The organism is Schaalia sp. (assembly GCF_050312375.1).
Lineage (GTDB): Bacteria > Actinomycetota > Actinomycetes > Actinomycetales > Actinomycetaceae > Pauljensenia > Pauljensenia hyovaginalis.
Map to the genome: position 1 here is coordinate 1 of NZ_JBNOYB010000060.1, position 16,386 is coordinate 16,386.

The window sequence follows — 16,386 nt, forward strand, 5'->3', positions numbered from 1 at the left end:
GAACTGCGGAGCCGAGCTCCGCGCCCAGCGGGCGTATTCGGGGGATCCGGCCCCGGGCGGATGGGAGCCGTCCAAGGGGCTTGCCGGGCGCGCTCCCTCTTCGGATCGTGATCTTCTTGTTATCGATCGACGGGTGCGCTCGACTTCGCCGTGTGCAATACTCGTCACATCCCTTTGAGAGCGCTCTCTGTTCGCAATGGCGCAAATGAGAGCGCTCTCAGTCCGGATGGCGAGCGACTTCCCGTCGCCGTCTGAACGTCAACGCACACGAAGGAGTTTGTCGACGTGAAAACCAGGACTCTGACGACGCTCATCGGCTTCGGAGCCGCAGGGGCCCTCGCCCTCGGGGCGTGCTCATCGGGCGCAAGCGCGGGCGGCGAATCGGGCGCGAGCTCCGAATCCACGGACGGCGAGATCACCCTCACCGTCGCCACCTTCAACGAATTCGGCTACGACGACCTCTACGCCGAATACATGGAGACCCACCCCGGCATCAAAGTCGTCGGCAAGAAGGCCGCAACATCGAACGAAGCCCGCGACAACATGAACACCCGACTCGCCGCAGGCTCCGGCCTCGCCGACGTCGAGGCGATCGAGGTCGACTGGCTCCCCGAACTCATGCAGTACCCCGACAAATTCGCCGACCTCAACACCGACGCCGTGAAGGGGCGCTGGCTCGACTGGAAGTCGGCCGCCGCCACCACCGAAGACGGCAAGCTCATCGGCTACGGCACCGACGCCGGCCCCGAGGCGATCTGCTACCGCGCCGACCTCTTCGCCAAAGCCGGCCTGCCGACCGAGCGCAACGAAGTCGCAGCGCTCCTCGAAGGCGACTGGGACACCTACTTCTCCGTGGGCAAGGACTTCGTCGCCAAGACCGGCATCCCGTGGTTCGACTCCGCAACGGGCACCTACCAGGGCATGCTCAACCAGGTCGAGAACCCCTTCGAGAAGAACGACAACTCGATCATCCCGCTCAAGGACAACACCGCGATCAAGGCGGTCTACGATCAGGACCTCCAGGCCTCGACGAGCGACGGACTCTCCGCCGGCTTCGAGCAGTGGAGCGAGGACTGGGTGAACGCCTTCCAGAACGACGGCTTCGCGACGATGCTCTGCCCGCCGTGGATGCTCGGCGTCATCGAGGGCAACGCCGCCGGCGTCACGGGCTGGGACGTCGCCCCGGTCTACCCCGGAGGCGGCGGCAACTGGGGCGGCTCATACCTCACGGTCCCCGCCCAGGGCGCGCACATCGAGGAAGCGACCGAGCTCGCCGCATGGCTCACCGCCCCCGAGCAGCAGATCAAGGCCTTCAAAGCGAAGGGCACCTTCCCCTCGCAGGTCGACGCCCTCTCCTCCGATGAGCTCCTCTCGTACACGAACGAGTTCTTCAACAACGCCCCCGTCGGCCAGATCTACTCCGACATGGCGAAGAAGATCACCGTCCAGCCCCACAAGGGCCCGAACTTCTTCGCGATCACGGTCGTCGTGACCGACGCGATCAACAGGGTCGACGTCGCCGGCACGGATGATCCGGCCTCCTCCTGGGAGAAGGCCCTCAGCGAGTTCGACGCCCTCGGCCTCATGTGACCGTCCGGCGGGGCGGACTCCGTGGAGGAATCCGCCCCGCCCTCGTCGACAGTCCGCGCGAACGCGCGACCAACGCCTAAGGAGCCCGCATGCCAGCCGATCGACGCACGTCATCGCTCACCTGGCGCGACCGTCTGGGAAACCTCGAGTACAAAACCTCGCCCTACGTCTACATCGCGCCCTTCTTCATCGTCTTCGCCATCACCGGCCTCTACCCCCTCCTCTACACGGCGTGGGTCTCCCTGCACAACTGGCACCTCATCGGGGGGAATCAAGGCTTCAACGGCATCGCGAACTACGCCGACGTGCTCGCGCAGCCCGCCTTCTGGACCGCGCTTCGGAACACCTTCTCGATCTTCCTGCTCTCCTCGGTCCCCCAGATCATCGCCGCGACGCTCATCGCCTACGTCCTCGACTCGAATCTGCGCGCCCGGACCTTCTGGAGGATGGGCGTCCTCCTTCCCTACGTCGTCGCCCCGGTCGCCGTCTCGCTCATCTTCTCCAAGGTCTTCGCCGACCAATCCGGCATGATCAACACGATCCTCGGCCTCATCGGACTCGACCCCATCGGCTGGCACGCGAACGCCCTCGCCTCGCACATCGCGATCGCGAACATGGTGAACTTCCGCTGGACGGGCTACAACGCGCTCATCATCCTCGCCGCCATGCAGGCGATCCCCCGGGAACTCTACGAGGCCGCGACGGTCGACGGCGCCGGACGCTGGCGCCAGTTCCTCTCCGTGACGATCCCCCAGCTCCGCTCGACGATCATCTTCGTCGTCATCACCTCAACGATCGGCGGCCTCCAGATCTTCGACGAGCCGCGCATGTTCGACATCATGGGCAACGGCGGCTCCGACAAGCAGTGGCTCACCCTCACGATGTACCTCTACCAGCTCGGCTGGGGCCCCCAGAAGAGCTTCGGACGCGCCTCGGCCGTCGCGTGGATCCTCTTCCTCATCATCATCGTGATCGGAGCCCTCAACTTCTGGCTCACCCGGAGGATCTCCTCCGCCGAAGGGAAGAAGGCCCGCAGATGAGCACCCGTAGCCGCACACAACCCTCCATCGCGATGATCGAGCAGACCGCGGGCAGGGGCGCCGCGAAGGCCGCCCGCCGCAAGAACTCGCACTCCGCCGCGGGCGGCGCGAACGCGAGGCCCCGCTGGTGGAGCTACACGATCCTCGCGATCACCGTCCTCGTCTCCGCCTACCCCCTCTACTTCGCCTTCCTCCTGGCCGCGTCGACCGCCCCCGAAATCGCGCGCAACCCGATCCCCTCGCTCATCCCGGGCGCGCATTTCGCCGAGAACGTCTCGCGCGTCCTCACCGCCGACATCGACCTGTTCGCCGCCTTCATCAACTCGCTCATCGTCTCGGGCGTCGTCTCGCTCTCCGTCGTGTTCTTCTCGACGCTGGCGGGCTACTCCTTCTCGAAGCTCCGCTTCAAAGGGCGCGAAGCGCTGCTCACCTTCGTCATCGCGACGATGGCGGTGCCCGCCCAGCTCGGCGTCGTCCCGCTCTTCATCGTCATGTCGAAGCTCGGGTGGAACGGCGAACTCGTCTCGGTCATCGTCCCGGCGATGGTGACGGCCTTCGGGGTGTTCTGGATGACCCAGTACATCCGCGACGCACTGCCCTACGAGCTCATCGAAGCGGCCCGCGTCGACGGAGCCTCGATGTTCCGCACCTTCTGGTCGGTCGCACTGCCGGCTGCGCGCCCGGCGGCCTCGATGCTCGCCCTCTTCACCTTCGTGGGGAGCTGGACGAACTTCTTCTGGCCCTTCATCGTCCTCGGAGCGAAGAACCCGACTCTCCCGGTCGCCCTTCAGCTCCTCCAGGCGTCCTACTTCAAGGACTACTCGCTCGTCATGGCCGGCGTCGTCGTCGCGACCCTGCCCCTTCTCATTCTGTTCATCGTCGCCGGCCGGCAGCTCGTCACCGGCATCATGCAAGGAGCCGTCAAGGGATGACCACTCTCACCTTCCCCGAGGGATTCCGCTGGGGAGTCGCCACCGCCGCCGCGCAGATCGAAGGCGCCGCCCGCGAAGGCGGGAAAGCCGATTCCATCTGGGACGTCTTCGCCCGTGAGCCCGGTGCGATCATCGACTCCTCGAACCTCGACATCACCTGCGATCATTACCACCGCCTCGGCGAGGACGTGACCCTCATGAAGGATCTCGGAGCGGGGACATACCGATTCTCCGTCTCCTGGGCGCGCGTCATGCCCGACGGGCGCACGGTGAACGAGGAAGGCCTGGACTTCTACGAGGAACTCGTCGACGCCCTCCGGGAGGCGGGGATCGACCCCTGGCTCACCCTCTACCACTGGGACCTTCCCGCCGCCCTCGGCGAGAAGGGCGGATGGACGAAGCGTGAGACCGCCTTCCTCTTCGCCGACTACGCGCGCGCCGTCTACGAGCGGCTCGGCTCCAAAGTGGGCGTGTGGACCACCCTCAACGAGCCGTGGTGCTCCTCGCTCCTGGCCTACGCGGGCGGCGAACACGCCCCCGGGCACACGGATCCGGGCGAGGCAGTCGCAGCCGCCCATCACCTCCTCCTCGCCCACGGCCTCGGCGCGAAGGCGATCCGCGAAGCCGCTTCCGCGCGCGGGGAGGATCCGGCGCTCGGCATCACCCTCAACTTCACCGTCGCGCACCCTGCGGACCCGACGGATCCGGGCGACATCGACGCGGCCCGCAGGATCGATGGGACCTCGAACCGCCTCTTCCTCGACCCGATCTTCCGGGGCGCCTACCCGGCCGACGTCGTCGCCGACATGGCCGCGACCGAGGATGGCGACGAGCGCTGCGACATCCGGACGTGGATCCGCGAGGGCGACCTCGAGATCATCTCGACCCCGATCGACGTGCTCGGCGTGAACTTCTACAACGGCCAGATGGTGCGGGCCGCCGATCCGCTCGACCGATCGCCGCTCGTGAGGATCAACGAGCAGGGCCGTCCCCGCCGCTCGCCGAACGTCGGATCCGAAAGGGTCAGAGGCGTCTCCCGCGGCCTCCCGGTCACCCACATGGGATGGGAGGTCGGCCCCGACGATCTCCGTGAGCTGCTCGTCCGCCTCGAACGCGAGTACACGGGGCCGGCGGGGATCCCGCTCGTCATCACGGAGAACGGCGCCGCCTACGACGACGTCCCCGACGAAACGGGTTTCGTTGACGATTCGGACGATAGACTCGCCTACATCCGTGGACACCTCGCCGCGGTGCACGCGGCGATCAGTGAAGGGGCGAACGTCATCGGATACCTCGAGTGGTCGCTCATGGACAACTTCGAATGGGCCTTCGGCTTCACGAAGCGCTTCGGGATCGTCCGCGTCGACTACGACACGCAGGTGCGCACGCCGAAAGCCTCGGCGCTGTGGTACCGCGATGTCATGAAGAACAACGCCTTCGACATCGACTGAGGGCCCGCTCGGCTCGACGGCGATCCGGCATCGCCGTCGAGGCGCGAAGGCCCCGGATCCGCAAGGCGTCCGCGCCGATCGGGAAGACTGGAAGGAGGAGGGGAGTGAGTCGTAAGACCGGCAGCATCACCCTCGAGGACGTCGCGCGCCATGCGGGAGTATCGCGGGCAACGGCCTCACGGGTCGTCCGGGGCGACGCCGGCGTCGCCGAGGCGAAAATCGCCGCGGTCCGACTCGCCGTCGCAGAACTCGGCTACGTGCCGAATCAGGCGGCCCGTCAACTCGTCACCCGCAGGACCGACACGATCGCCCTCATGGTCCCCGAGCCCGACTTCTTCGTCTTCACTGACCCCTTCTTCGCACGCATCGCGATCTCCGTGTCGAGGACCTTCGCACGCGAAGACGTCCAGCTCGTCACCGCCTTCGCCCATTCGGCGGGGATCTCCAATCGGGCCGGGGCGTTCCTGAGAGACGGCCGCGTCGACGGAGCGATCATCGTTTCGCACCACCGGGCGCCCGAGCTCATGGATGCCTACCTGTCCTCGCCGATCCCGATCGTCTTCGTCGGCCGCCCCTTCGTTGAGAATCCGCCGAAATCATGGGTGGACGTCGACAACGTCAAGGGGGGCGTCCTCGCGGCGCGCAGACTCCTCGAGGCGGGGGTGCGGCATCCCGCGATCATCACCGGCACCCTCGATATCGCGGCTGCCGACGACCGTCTCCAGGGCTTTCGCACCGAGCTCGCGAAGGCGGGGATCGTCCCAGTCCAGGTCGAGGGGCATTTCACCTCCGAATCGGGCGAAGAGGCGGGCAAAGAACTCCTCCCCGCGATCGAAGTGGGAGCCGTCGACGGCGTCTTCGTCTCCTCCGATCCGATGGCCTTCGCGGCGATGCGCGTATGGCAGGCGGCCGGGATCCGGATTCCCGAGGACCTGCGCGTCGTCGGCTTCGACGACGTCGATCGGGCCGCGACCTTCGACCCGCCTCTGACAACCCTCATCAACCCGGCTGAAGAACTCGGCCGAGCCGCTGCGCGGATGATCCGCGAGATCGCCGAAGGCGCATGGGACGGAGAACCCGTCATGCTCGACACCCGCCTCGTCGAGCGGCGCAGCTGCTGAGCCCCCGCGGCCGCCTCAAGGTTCGCGGCGGCTTCCCGGGCCGTGTAGACTGAAAACGATCCTCCACGTGACGGTATCATCCGAACCTCCCCAGGGCCGGAAGGCAGCAAGGATAAGGGTGCGCTGCCGGGTGCGTGGAGGGTCCTTCATTTCCCCCTGAATCGTGCGCCGACCCCGCCCTCGTCGATGAGGAAGCGCCCGGCCGCAGCACCCGAAACCGAAAACCGCGATGCCACTGGAGGCCACCGTGACGAGCACCCCCGAGCTGCCCACCCCGATCGCCCAACAGCAATTCGACTCGCTGTGGAATCCAGCCCCCGATCGCTACGAAGCCGCCGGCGCGCACTACCGCAGGTGCGGGCGCTCCGGACTCGACCTGCCGATGATCAGCCTCGGACTGTGGCACAACTTCGGCGACGACCACTCGATCGCCTCACAACGCGAGATCCTGCGGACCGCCTTCGACCTGGGGATCACGCAATTCGACCTCGCGAACAACTACGGCGTGCCCTACGGCTCCGCCGAGGAGAACTTCGGTCGGCACATGGCCCACGACTTCAAGCCCTACCGCGACGAGATGATCATCGTCTCCAAAGCGGGCTACGACATGTGGGCCGGGCCCTACGGAGCGGGCGGCGGCGGGAGGAAGTACATCCTCGCCTCCCTCGACCAATCCCTCAAACGCATGGGACTCGACTACGTCGACATCTTCTACTCGCACCGCTTCGACGAGACGACCCCGCTCGAGGAGACGATGGGGGCGCTCGACCAGGCGGTCCGCTCCGGCAAAGCCCTCTACGCGGGAATCTCCTCCTACGGGCCCGCCCAGACGCGCGAGGCCGTCGAGATCGCGCGGCGGATCGGCCTGCCCCTCGTCGTCCACCAGCCCCGCTACTCGATGCTCGACCGGACGGTCGAGAAGGGCCTGCTCGACGTGTGCGGCGAGCTCGGGCTCGGCATGGCGGTCTTCAGCCCGCTCGCGCAGGGGCTCCTCACCTCGAAATACCTCGGCGAGGAGCGCTACCCGAAGGGGTCGCGCGTCACCGAGCAGCGCTACCTCTCGCCCGAGGTCCTCTCCGACGAGCGGATCGCCCACCTGCGCGCACTGGACGCGCTCGCGGCTGAGCGCGGGCAGACCCTCGCCCAGATGGCGCTCTCCTGGCTGCTCCGCGATGAGCGCGTGACGACGGTGCTCGTCGGCGCCTCCTCGCCCGACCAGTTGAGGGACTCGCTCGGAGCCCTCGATCGCCTCGCCTTCAGCGAGGATGAGCTGGCCCTCATCGACGAGCACTCCTTTCCCGCCTCACTGGTGTGAAGCGCGGGACACCCGGGGCTCCCAATCGGCTGGTTGGGAGCCCCGATCCGCGGAGCGGGGCAACGCTCCGAAGCGCTCCCGGTCGCGTCGATCGCCGCGCGCGGGCGCGCATTCCGAGGGGCCCGTTCGCGGAGCCTCACGGGAGGAGGTGAGCGCTACGATCAGGGCTGCGCCGCCGGTGTGATCGAAGCCCCATTCGTCAGTTTGTATTCGCCCCCGGCGAACGCGTACAGTTGGCGTCAGCCAAACGGCGATGCGCCCGTAGCTCAATGGATAGAGCATCTGACTACGGATCAGAAGGTTGGGGGTTCGAGTCCCTTCGGGCGCGCAGCGGCCCCGCTCGGTGCGATCCACCGGTCGGGGTTCTGCGTTTTCGGGATGAAATCGTCAATGAGGACGGACACCGACACTCCGAGCGTGTCCGCTACTAGGGGAAGTTCGTCAAGCGTCCAAGCAACGGACCCCGTCCACCGCTTATGCGCTTGGAACTGTGAGAGTCCAACGGCGCGCCCTAGTGAGGACTGTGAAAAGCCCGCCGCCGCTGCCAGGGCTCGGACGTTAGCGGCGACACTCTCGGAAAAGCTGGGCTTAGGCAATGGGATTGCGGTAGTCATGCTGGAACTATAGCAATATCCAATGATCTCTAGCAGTCAACTAGAGACACGCCGGTGCGTCATCCCATGACTTATTGCTCTAAGCAATAGATTGTGCGCCATGGCTACTTCTCAGACGATTGTCAGTCGCGAGGTGCGGCAGTTCATGACCGCGACTGCCGCGACTCAGTGCGATATTTCCAAGATCCTGGGCGTTTCTCAGTCGCAGGTTTCTGCGCGCCTGCATGGGCGGGCGCGCTGGACCTTCAGCGACTTGGATGCTCTGCGTGATGCGGGCGTGCCTATCGCGCTTTCCGCCTACTCGATCGTCGATCCCGAGGAGGTGGGGGCGTGAGTTCACTTCAGCAGCGTTCCCAAAGTCGATACTGCGAGTGCAAGCCACTTGCGAATTTCTTCAAGCTTGCTCTTGGTACTTGCCTGACTCTCGGAATCGTCTACGCGCTCAGCAAGGCCACCGACGATGGCCGTCAGCTCGCCAACGGCGCGGACGAGCCCGTCGACAACCTCGGCGATCGCCTCGACTCGTGCAAGGTCCGTCTCGCTTCGCTCGATGAGCTGCTTCGAAATCTGCGTGAGGGTATCGAGCGTGATCGCGTCGCTAGGTTCGGGTTCCACGACTTCTCCTCGGTAGGTGACGGCGGCGCTAATGCGCCGATGGGTGGCACCTCGGAGCCTACCGGGGAGGACCGATGAGGGTGCATCTTCCGGCGCTTCTCGCGGCGTTGAACGCCCTCCTGGCCCTGATCGTTTTCATCGCGCAGTTCTGGTCGTCGCGTGCGGCGTGGCCGGGCAACGGCTGGGCTCTGGCCTGGCTTTCCGTCTCGGTTGTCATCTGGGCCCTGGTCGTCGATGAGGAGGATTCCGAGCGATGAGCGAAGCACATTCCTCACTACGTCCGTCGCCGTCGATGGACGTGCTCGCCCTCGTGCACGCCCTCGGCAAAGCCGAGTGGGGGCCCCTTTCTGGAGCGGAGTTTCGCGGCGTTCGCGTCGTCCTCGAGGCGCTCGCCTCGATCATGTTCGACGAACACCGGGGCCGCTCGGCGACGACGGTCGCCACCGCAAAGCAAGTCCGCGATCGCGCGGCCTACTCCGACAAATGGACGCGCGACAGCCTGCACCTCCTCGAGGACGCGGGCCTCGTCGAGTGGCGTCGGGGCGGCGTGATCGACGGCAACCCGCAGCCCGGACGCTTCAGGATCGTCAAATCGATTCTGTGCGACTGGATCGAGGCCGCGCGCCGCCGCCACGACGAACGGATGCGCCGCTACATCGAGGAGACGCGCGCAAGACTTCGCAAACTGCGCAAAAGAACAATTCCGCCGCGTTTGCGCAGGTCAGACCATGCGGAAGCAGCTACTAACCCTCCCCCCTCTAAGGGGGAGGAGGGGCGCAGGGCGCACCGCCCCTGCTCCCCGGAGCCTTCGCATTCCGCATTCACGAACGACAAGACTCCCAAGAAGGAGGAAACGATGGCAAACCCGATGCCCGAGTTCATGCCCAGAGTGTGTCATCACGGCAACGACGTGCCCCGCTACTGCAACGTGTGTCGCATGAAGGGATGGCAAGCCCAATGGGAGTGGGACAAGGCCGAGCGCGAAGGCGCTCGGAGCAAGGACGACGAAGTAAGCGAAGCGCGAGACCGTGCCCTCGATGCCTACTTTGCCCAGGCCTACCCCAACGCCACCCCCCGACAGCGTGCCCGCATCGCACTGACCGACACGAAAGCCCAGGAGATCGCCCATGCCTACTGACCACGAAACCCGCCTGGCTCTCCTCGATGCGGCCGAGGACATGCTCGCGATCGCCGAGAGGATCCGCGACCTGGTCGACAACGGCTCCGGGTATTCGATGAGCACGGATCAGATGCGGATCTATGTCCAGTCCATCCAGGTCGTCCGGTGCGCTCAGGCCATCATCGACACGGTGCGGAGTGGGCGGTGAGCCGGTGGGGTGGGCGTGCATCCCGCCGCCTGCGTTCGCGAGTCCTTGACGTGTACGGCACCACGTGCCATCTGTGCGCCCAGCCGATCGACCTCCGCCTTGCATTCCCCGACGGCGCATCACTGAGCATCGATCACATCGTCCCGAGAGCCCGTGGTGGGTCGGACGACCTCGCGAACCTGCGGCCCGCACACCTGTCATGCAACTCATCGCGGCAGGCCGACCCCATGAGTAGGCGCAGAAAGCGCGCCGACGAGCGCCGTTTCTTTGAATGACGACCCTCAGGCTACCCCGCGCCTGCCCTCTCCTTTCCCTCCCGAAACGCCAGGAAAAACCCCGAATCGAGCCGACCATGACCGAAACCCAAGGCACGCTCCTGGGGCCGAGCCGCCCGCCCGCCTCTGATCTCGAGCAGGCCGTCGAGACGACCATCAGCGCCAAGCGAGACGCCGGGCTCCTCGGCCCCGAACATGCAGCCCTCGTGCAACTTGCCCGAGATCTCGCCCGAGCAATCAGCGCAGGCGCCGCCTACGGAAAAACCAGCGTCCCCGCCGCCGCCCAGCAACTCCGCGAGGTCCTCGCTGACCTGCCCGTCCCCACCATAAACGAGGACACCGCAGAAGCCAGCCTCGCCGCCATCATGCGCGGCGACGCCCCCACCGAGGATCCCGCATGAGCGCCGAACCCCGCTACGCCACACGCCCCACCGACGGCGCAAAGCACGAGGCATGGCACGTCGGCGCCATGGCCCGCCTCCTCGGGACCCCTCTCATGCCCTGGCAAAATCAAGTCGCCCGCGTTGTCACCGAGCGCACCCCCGACGGCCTCGGATGGCGCTACCCAACCGTCGTCCTCACCGTCCCGCGCCAGTCCGGCAAGACCACCCTCATGCGCGCCATCATGGCACAACGCACGCTTCGCTATCCCCGCTCGCAGGCGTTCTACTCGGCCCAGTCAGGCAAGGACGCGCGCGAACGTTGGGCGGATCTCGTCAACGCCGCAGAACTCAAGTTCCCGGATCTGGTCACCATCAAGCGCGGCGCCGGAGCCGAGTGCATGGAGTGGAAGAACGGGCGCGGCCAGGTCCGCACCTTCGCCCCCACCAGGACCGCCCTCCACGGCTACACCCCCGAACTCGTCATGCTGGACGAGGCGTTTGCCTTTGATGAGGACCTCGGGGCCGCGCTTATGGCCGCCATCGTGCCCGCGCAAGCCACCCTCGACAATCGGCAACTCTGGATCGTCTCCACCGCAGGCGACGCTGACTCCGCATGGCTCAAAGAATGGGTCGACCGAGGACGCGAAGCCACCCAAGACCCCGCCGCCCGCCTCGCCTACTTCGAATGGTCCGCCGCCGACGACGCCGACCTCTCCGACCCCGCCGTCATCGAATCATTCCACCCCGCCGTCGGCGAAACGCAAACCGTCAAGACCATCCTCGACGCCCGCGAAACCATGCCCGCAGGCGAGTTCGCCAGAGCATTCGGCAACATCTGGTCCACCACCAAAACCGCCGTCATCGACCCCGAGATCCTCGCCCGCACCACCAACACCGAGCAGACCCCGCCCACCGACCCCACCGCCACCACCTTCGCCTATGAGGTGTCCCGCGATCGATCATGGGCGACCATCTGGGCCGCCTGGACAGACCCCGAGGGCCATCACCTGCGCCCCTACCTATCCCAGCCCGGCACATGGTGGCTCCTCGACACCCTCGCCGACCTCTACGCCCGAGGAAGCCGCCTCGCCGCCGACGACGGCGGCCCCGCCCGATCCATCACCGAGCAAGCCCGCCTCAACAGCCTCGAGGTCCTCACCCTCGGCGCCAGAGACTTCGCCGCCGCCACCGGAGATCTCATCGAAGCCCTCACCACCGGAACCGTCGACCACAACGGCGATCCCGCCCTCCTCGACGCAGTCAACGGCGCCGCCCTGCGCCGCCTCGGCGAAGCCGACGCTTGGAGCCGCCGCGACTCCCAGGGACCCATCTGGGAACTCATCGCCGCCACCGTCGCCCTGCGCGCCCACACCTACACCGCCACCCAAGCCGCCCCTCTCATCATCGGGATCAGCGCATGAACCGCCAATACCGGATCCGCCTGGACGCCTCCGACCGAAGCGTCCTCGCCGTCTGCACATGCGGATGGCGCGACCTCGCCCTCAACCGCTCCGCAGCAATGAAAAAAGCCCTCGAGCACGAGACAAACGTCCACCCCGAGGGCCGCCAAGCCTACGACCTCGCCCGGGCAGCGACACGCCGAGGACAGCACCAATAGTCCAACCAGGCGCCAAGCATGGTGCGCATGGCAAACCCCATCGCCCGTCTCCTTGGGATCAGCGCCCGCGAAATCTCCTCCCCGTGGACCGACCGCTCCTCCCTCGAAACCGCCACATGGGCGCACCTCCTCGACCTCGACGCCGACGCCCTGCCCGTCACCCGCGCCCAAGCCATGAGCGTCGCCGCCCTCGCCAAGGGCCGCAACCTGATCGCCGGATCCATCGGACGCCTCCCCCTCGTCGCGATGACCGGCGACGCGCCCACCCCAGGCCCCACCATCCTCGACCAGCCCGAGCAGGGCCGCCCCCGCGTCATCACCATGACATGGATGGTCGACGCCCTCATGTGGTACGGCGTCGCCCACTACCTCATCGTCGACCGCTACGCCGAAGACGGCCGCCCCCGACGGATTCAATGGGTTCCCCAGTGGCATGCGACCACCGACGAAACCGGCACCCTCATCGCAGCCTGGGGCCGCCCCGTCAACCGGGCCGACGTGATCCGCGTCGACGGCCCACACGAGGGCATCCTCACCTACGCATCCGAGCGCATCCGCGCCGCCCTGCGCCTCGACCGCGCCGCCCTCATCGCCTCCACCAACCCGGTCCCCGCCGTCGAGCTGCACCAAACCGGCGGAACCCCCCTCACCCCCGAGCAGGCCCGCGCGCTCGTCGCCGAATACGTCAACCAGCGCGCAAAGACAAACGTCTCCTACTCCTCGGCCTCCATTGAAACCAAAACCCTTGCCGCCTCTCCCGAGAACCTCCTCATCGATGGACGCAAAGCGGCCGCCCTCGACCTCGCCCGCGTCCTCGGACTGCCAGCCTGGGCCGTCGACGCACCCGCCGAAGCCGCCTCCATGACCTACACCAACGTCCCCGCCCGCGCCCGCGAACTCATCGACTACACCCTCGCCCCCTACATGGCCGCGATCTGCGAGCGACTCAGCCTCGACGACATCCTCCCCCGAGGCCAATGGTGCCGCTTCGACACCGACCCCCTCCTCGCCGCGGACTTCGGCGACCGAATGACCTCCTACAAGACCGCCATCGAGTCCGGCGTCTACACCGTCGACGACCTCATCGCCCGCGAACACGGAACCCCAAGGGAGACCAGCAAATGACAGTCATCACCTGCGCCTTCACCCCCGCCAAAGTCGACCCCCAAGCCCGCACCATCACCGGAACCGCCACGTTCTTCGGGCAACGCGCCAACGCCTCCACGGGCCCAGTGATCTTCGAACCCGGAAGCCTCATCCTCCCCGACGACCTCTCCCGCGTGAAACTGTGCATCGAGCACGACCACCACTCCGCCGTCGGCTACGGCGTCGCCGCCGCCGAAGAGGGAGACCGCCTCACCATGCGGTTTTTCGTGCCCGAAACCCCCGCAGGCGACGAGGCCCTCGCCTCCGCAGCCAACGGCCTGCGCGACGGCCTCTCCGTCGGCGCCTACCCCGAACCCGGCGGCTGGCAGTACGTCAACGGCGAAGAGACCACCCACATCACCCGCGCCACCATCCGCGAGGTTAGCCTCACCGCCATCCCCGCATTCCCCGACGCCCGCGTCACCAACGTGGCCGCAGCCCTGGACCCCAAAGAAAAGGAAACCCCCATGAAAAACAGCACCCCCACCACCGAAACCCTTACCACCGAGACCACCGCCCCCCAAGCTCCCACGGTCGAAGCCGCCACCCCGCAGGCCCCGCCGATCCTCCCCGCCTCTGCCACACCCACCACCGTCCGCGCCGCCGCAGAGACCGCCGCCCGCCTCATCACCGACTCCGCCCCCGCCGCCGAAGTCCGCGCCGCCCTCAAAGACATCCTGCCCTCCGCCGACAAGGGCACCGGCTTCCTTGGCCGCCCCTCCTGGCTCGGCGAACTGTGGACCGGCCGCCGCGTCGACCGGCCCCTCATCGACTCCATCACCTCCAAGCCCCTCGGCCGCACGACCAAGGTCAAGGGATGGCGCTGGAAGACGCGCCCCACCGTCGACACCTACGCGGGCAACAAGACAGAAATCCCCTCCTCCACCATGGAAACCGAGCCCCTCGAGGCCACCGTCAACCGCATCGCGGGCGGCTGGGACATCGACAGAATCTATGTCGACCTCGGCGACCCCGACCTCATCGAGGCCATGTGGTCCGCAGCCGTCGAGGACTACGCCCTCAAGACCGAGGCCGCCGTCGCCACCGCCCTCCTCGACGCCGCCACCGACATCAACGTGTCCAACACCCTGCCTGCAGCCCTCGTCACCCTCGGCAAGGAGGCCGCCGGGCACGGCTCCTCCCTGTCCTTCGTGGCATTCGGCGTCGACGTGTGGGCCGCCTTCACCGCCCTCAAGCGCGACGAAGTCCCGTGGTGGCTCGGCGGCGGCGACGCCGTCAACCTGTCCACCACCACCGCCACCGTCAACGGCCTGCGCCTCTTCGTCGACCCCAGCCTCGCCGCCGGTACCATCCTCGCCGGAGATAAGCGCGCCGCCACCTACTACGAGGACGGCACCCCCATCCGCATCAACGCCATCGACCTCCCCAAGGGCGGAATCGACCTCGGCCTCTTCGGATACTACGGGCTGCTTGTCAACGACGAGCGCGCGCTCTTCAAGATCGACGCCGAGGGCTGACATGAACGCCGACGAACTGGCCGGGAGGGCCGGACGCTGGGCCAAACTCCCCGAGCCCTACGACGCCACCCTCACCGAGTGCGCCGCCGCCGTCTGCGCCCTCGTCAATGCCCTCCCGGTCGGCTCGGCCCCATGGAGTGCCGAGGTCATCCTCGGCGCCACCATGCTCACCGCCCGCCTCCACCGGCGCCGCAACTCCCCGGCGGGCATCGAGTCCATGAGCGAGATGGGCGCCACCTACGTCAGCCGGTACGACTCCGACATCGCCCGCCTCCTCAAGATCGAGGCCTACGCCCTCCCGGTGGTCATATGAGCCTCCTCGCCTCCGCAGCCCTCGACCTCACCAAAGCCCTCGACGACCTCGGGATCCGAGCCGTTACCGACCCCCGCGATCTCGACCTCCCCGGCGTCTACCTCGCCCCCAACGAGATCACCACCACAACCCTCGACGGCGCCGGCCTCGCCGTCTCGTGGGACGTGTACCTCGTCGCCCCAGACAACGGCGCCCACATCGCCGCCCTCGGAGATCTCCTCGACCGCATCCACCCCCTCACCATCGGAAAGAAGATCCGCCCCCAAGGCCTCACCCTCCCCAACATCAGTCCCGACCCCCTGCCCGCCCTGCACTTCGAAATCGAAACGGAGACCACCCCATGAGCGTCAACACCGTCACCGTCGGCCCCGGCGTCCTGACCCTGGGAGACAAGTCCTCCCTCTTCGTCTTGTCCTCCCAGGTCACCAAATGCACCGTCAAGCCCCAAGTCAAGAAAGGCGACCCCATCGCCGTCCTCTCGGGCGAAAAGGTACAAGGCGACCGCACCGAAGCATTCACCCTTTCGGGCACCTTCCTCCAGGATCTCGGCGCCGACAAGTCCGTCAGCGAATTCACCTGGGCCAACGCCGGAAAGGACCTCCCCTTCGAATACATCCCCAACAACGCAGGCGAAAAGGCCATTAGGGGAGTCGTCACCGTCGAGGCCACAGACATCGGCGGCGAAGTCGGGGGCAAGGCAACCGCCGACTTCGAATGGGAATGCACCACCAAGCCCACCATCGAACCCGCCATCACCGGCCCCGGCGCCTGACCATGGTCGACTACTCCGGCGTCAAGGTCGAAGGTGCCGCCCGCCTACGCTCCACCCTGCGCAAAGCAGGCGTAGACATGCGCGAAATGCGCGAAACCAATCGCCTCGTCGCCGGAGTCATCGTCGGCGCCTCCACTGCCCGCGTCCCCAAGCGCACCGGACGCCTCGCCGCCACCGTCCGCGCAGGTGCCACCCAAGCCGCAGCCATCGCAAGAGCCGGAAACAACCGCAAAGGCGGCGTCCCCTACGGGCCCCCAATTCACTGGGGATGGCACACCCGCCACATCAAGCCCAATCCCTTCCTCAGCCTCACCGCGCAAGACACCGAACCCACATGGTTCGCCCTCTACTCCCAGCGCGTCGAGGCCCTACTCGACACGATCCAAGGAACCTAA

The 16,386-nt window shown here is 66.9% G+C and carries 22 protein-coding genes, 1 tRNA gene and 1 other RNA gene; 22 read left to right on the forward strand and 2 right to left on the reverse strand.

Translation table 11 applies throughout. From position 1 onward, the window contains the following. The first annotated feature begins 285 nt into the window (after positions 1–285). The 8 genes from ACQY7V_RS04865 (at position 286) to ACQY7V_RS04900 (ending at position 7,777) form a co-directional block, all read left to right on the forward strand. The gene (locus ACQY7V_RS04865; protein WP_428639161.1) at positions 286–1,590 is read left to right on the forward strand and encodes an ABC transporter substrate-binding protein; all 1,305 of its coding nucleotides are present in this window, start codon (positions 286–288) and stop codon (positions 1,588–1,590) included. 89 nt (positions 1,591–1,679) lie between these two features. Continuing rightward, on the forward strand, positions 1,680–2,630 hold the full coding sequence (locus tag ACQY7V_RS04870; protein WP_154475402.1) for a carbohydrate ABC transporter permease: 951 nt from the start codon (positions 1,680–1,682) through the stop codon (positions 2,628–2,630). After that, on the forward strand, positions 2,627–3,562 hold the full coding sequence (locus ACQY7V_RS04875; RefSeq protein ID WP_235361822.1) for a carbohydrate ABC transporter permease: 936 nt from the start codon (positions 2,627–2,629) through the stop codon (positions 3,560–3,562). Before ACQY7V_RS04870 ends, ACQY7V_RS04875 begins: the two co-directional genes overlap by 4 nt. After that, positions 3,559–5,013 (forward strand): GH1 family beta-glucosidase, encoded by a 1,455-nt coding sequence (locus ACQY7V_RS04880; RefSeq protein ID WP_303778479.1) that lies wholly within the window; start codon positions 3,559–3,561, stop codon positions 5,011–5,013. Before ACQY7V_RS04875 ends, ACQY7V_RS04880 begins: the two co-directional genes overlap by 4 nt. 104 nt (positions 5,014–5,117) lie before the next feature. Next, positions 5,118–6,134, forward strand: a complete 1,017-nt coding sequence (locus ACQY7V_RS04885; RefSeq protein ID WP_303778478.1) for a LacI family DNA-binding transcriptional regulator — start codon at positions 5,118–5,120, stop codon at positions 6,132–6,134. 54 nt (positions 6,135–6,188) lie between these two features. Then, positions 6,189–6,284: signal recognition particle sRNA small type (gene ffs / locus ACQY7V_RS04890), an RNA gene on the forward strand. Positions 6,285–6,381: 97 nt separating this feature from the next. Further along, on the forward strand, positions 6,382–7,449 hold the full coding sequence (locus tag ACQY7V_RS04895; RefSeq protein ID WP_428639164.1) for an aldo/keto reductase: 1,068 nt from the start codon (positions 6,382–6,384) through the stop codon (positions 7,447–7,449). Between the two features lie 255 nt (positions 7,450–7,704). Next, positions 7,705–7,777, forward strand: a tRNA-Arg gene (locus ACQY7V_RS04900). Here ACQY7V_RS04900 and ACQY7V_RS04905 read toward each other — a convergent pair. Beyond that, positions 7,743–8,063, reverse strand: a complete 321-nt coding sequence (locus tag ACQY7V_RS04905) for a helix-turn-helix domain-containing protein (RefSeq protein ID WP_303773905.1) — start codon at positions 8,061–8,063, stop codon at positions 7,743–7,745. The two genes, ACQY7V_RS04900 and ACQY7V_RS04905, sit on opposite strands and share 35 nt — an antisense overlap. Positions 8,064–8,163: 100 nt before the next feature. On the opposite strand from ACQY7V_RS04905, the gene ACQY7V_RS04910 reads away from it, so the two are divergent. Beyond that, positions 8,164–8,397, forward strand: coding sequence for a helix-turn-helix domain-containing protein (locus ACQY7V_RS04910; protein ID WP_428639166.1), 234 nt, complete (start codon positions 8,164–8,166; stop codon positions 8,395–8,397). Between the two features lie 2 nt (positions 8,398–8,399). Here ACQY7V_RS04910 and ACQY7V_RS04915 read toward each other — a convergent pair whose 3' ends face one another. Further along, a complete protein-coding gene (locus tag ACQY7V_RS04915) occupies positions 8,400–8,678 on the reverse strand; it encodes a hypothetical protein (protein ID WP_303773902.1) in 279 nt (92 codons plus the stop codon). Between the two features lie 74 nt (positions 8,679–8,752). Between ACQY7V_RS04915 and ACQY7V_RS04920 the strand changes: the two genes are divergently transcribed. The 13 genes from ACQY7V_RS04920 to ACQY7V_RS04980 all read left to right on the forward strand — a co-directional run bounded on the left by ACQY7V_RS04920 (position 8,753) and on the right by ACQY7V_RS04980 (position 16,386). After that, positions 8,753–8,935 (forward strand): hypothetical protein, encoded by a 183-nt coding sequence (locus ACQY7V_RS04920; RefSeq protein WP_303773901.1) that lies wholly within the window; start codon positions 8,753–8,755, stop codon positions 8,933–8,935. A 53-nt stretch (positions 8,936–8,988) separates the two neighbouring features. Beyond that, a complete protein-coding gene (locus ACQY7V_RS04925; RefSeq protein ID WP_320772599.1) occupies positions 8,989–9,816 on the forward strand; it encodes a hypothetical protein in 828 nt (275 codons plus the stop codon). Then, a complete protein-coding gene (locus ACQY7V_RS04930; RefSeq protein ID WP_303773899.1) occupies positions 9,806–10,006 on the forward strand; it encodes a hypothetical protein in 201 nt (66 codons plus the stop codon). Before ACQY7V_RS04925 ends, ACQY7V_RS04930 begins: the two co-directional genes overlap by 11 nt. A gap of 50 nt (positions 10,007–10,056) precedes the next feature. Next, entirely contained in the window at positions 10,057–10,281 is a 225-nt protein-coding gene (locus tag ACQY7V_RS04935; protein ID WP_414483016.1) for an HNH endonuclease, read from the forward strand. Positions 10,282–10,358: 77 nt separating this feature from the next. Further along, positions 10,359–10,682: a hypothetical protein gene (locus ACQY7V_RS04940; protein WP_303773897.1), complete on the forward strand. Its 324-nt coding sequence runs from the start codon at positions 10,359–10,361 to the stop codon at positions 10,680–10,682. Then, a complete protein-coding gene (locus tag ACQY7V_RS04945) occupies positions 10,679–12,085 on the forward strand; it encodes a terminase large subunit domain-containing protein (RefSeq protein WP_303773895.1) in 1,407 nt (468 codons plus the stop codon). The genes ACQY7V_RS04940 and ACQY7V_RS04945 overlap by 4 nt, the downstream gene beginning before the upstream one ends. Further along, positions 12,082–12,282: a hypothetical protein gene (locus ACQY7V_RS04950; protein WP_303843694.1), complete on the forward strand. Its 201-nt coding sequence runs from the start codon at positions 12,082–12,084 to the stop codon at positions 12,280–12,282. Before ACQY7V_RS04945 ends, ACQY7V_RS04950 begins: the two co-directional genes overlap by 4 nt. Positions 12,283–12,309: 27 nt before the next feature. Then, entirely contained in the window at positions 12,310–13,407 is a 1,098-nt protein-coding gene (locus ACQY7V_RS04955) for a phage portal protein (protein ID WP_428639168.1), read from the forward strand. Beyond that, positions 13,404–14,906, forward strand: a complete 1,503-nt coding sequence (locus ACQY7V_RS04960; RefSeq protein WP_428639170.1) for an HK97 family phage prohead protease — start codon at positions 13,404–13,406, stop codon at positions 14,904–14,906. Before ACQY7V_RS04955 ends, ACQY7V_RS04960 begins: the two co-directional genes overlap by 4 nt. A 1-nt stretch (position 14,907) precedes the next feature. Continuing rightward, positions 14,908–15,219 (forward strand): hypothetical protein, encoded by a 312-nt coding sequence (locus tag ACQY7V_RS04965; RefSeq protein WP_303843692.1) that lies wholly within the window; start codon positions 14,908–14,910, stop codon positions 15,217–15,219. Then, the gene (locus ACQY7V_RS04970; RefSeq protein WP_303843691.1) at positions 15,216–15,563 is read left to right on the forward strand and encodes a hypothetical protein; all 348 of its coding nucleotides are present in this window, start codon (positions 15,216–15,218) and stop codon (positions 15,561–15,563) included. Before ACQY7V_RS04965 ends, ACQY7V_RS04970 begins: the two co-directional genes overlap by 4 nt. Next, positions 15,560–15,991 (forward strand): hypothetical protein, encoded by a 432-nt coding sequence (locus tag ACQY7V_RS04975; RefSeq protein WP_303843690.1) that lies wholly within the window; start codon positions 15,560–15,562, stop codon positions 15,989–15,991. Before ACQY7V_RS04970 ends, ACQY7V_RS04975 begins: the two co-directional genes overlap by 4 nt. A gap of 86 nt (positions 15,992–16,077) precedes the next feature. After that, a complete protein-coding gene (locus tag ACQY7V_RS04980; RefSeq protein WP_303843689.1) occupies positions 16,078–16,386 on the forward strand; it encodes a hypothetical protein in 309 nt (102 codons plus the stop codon).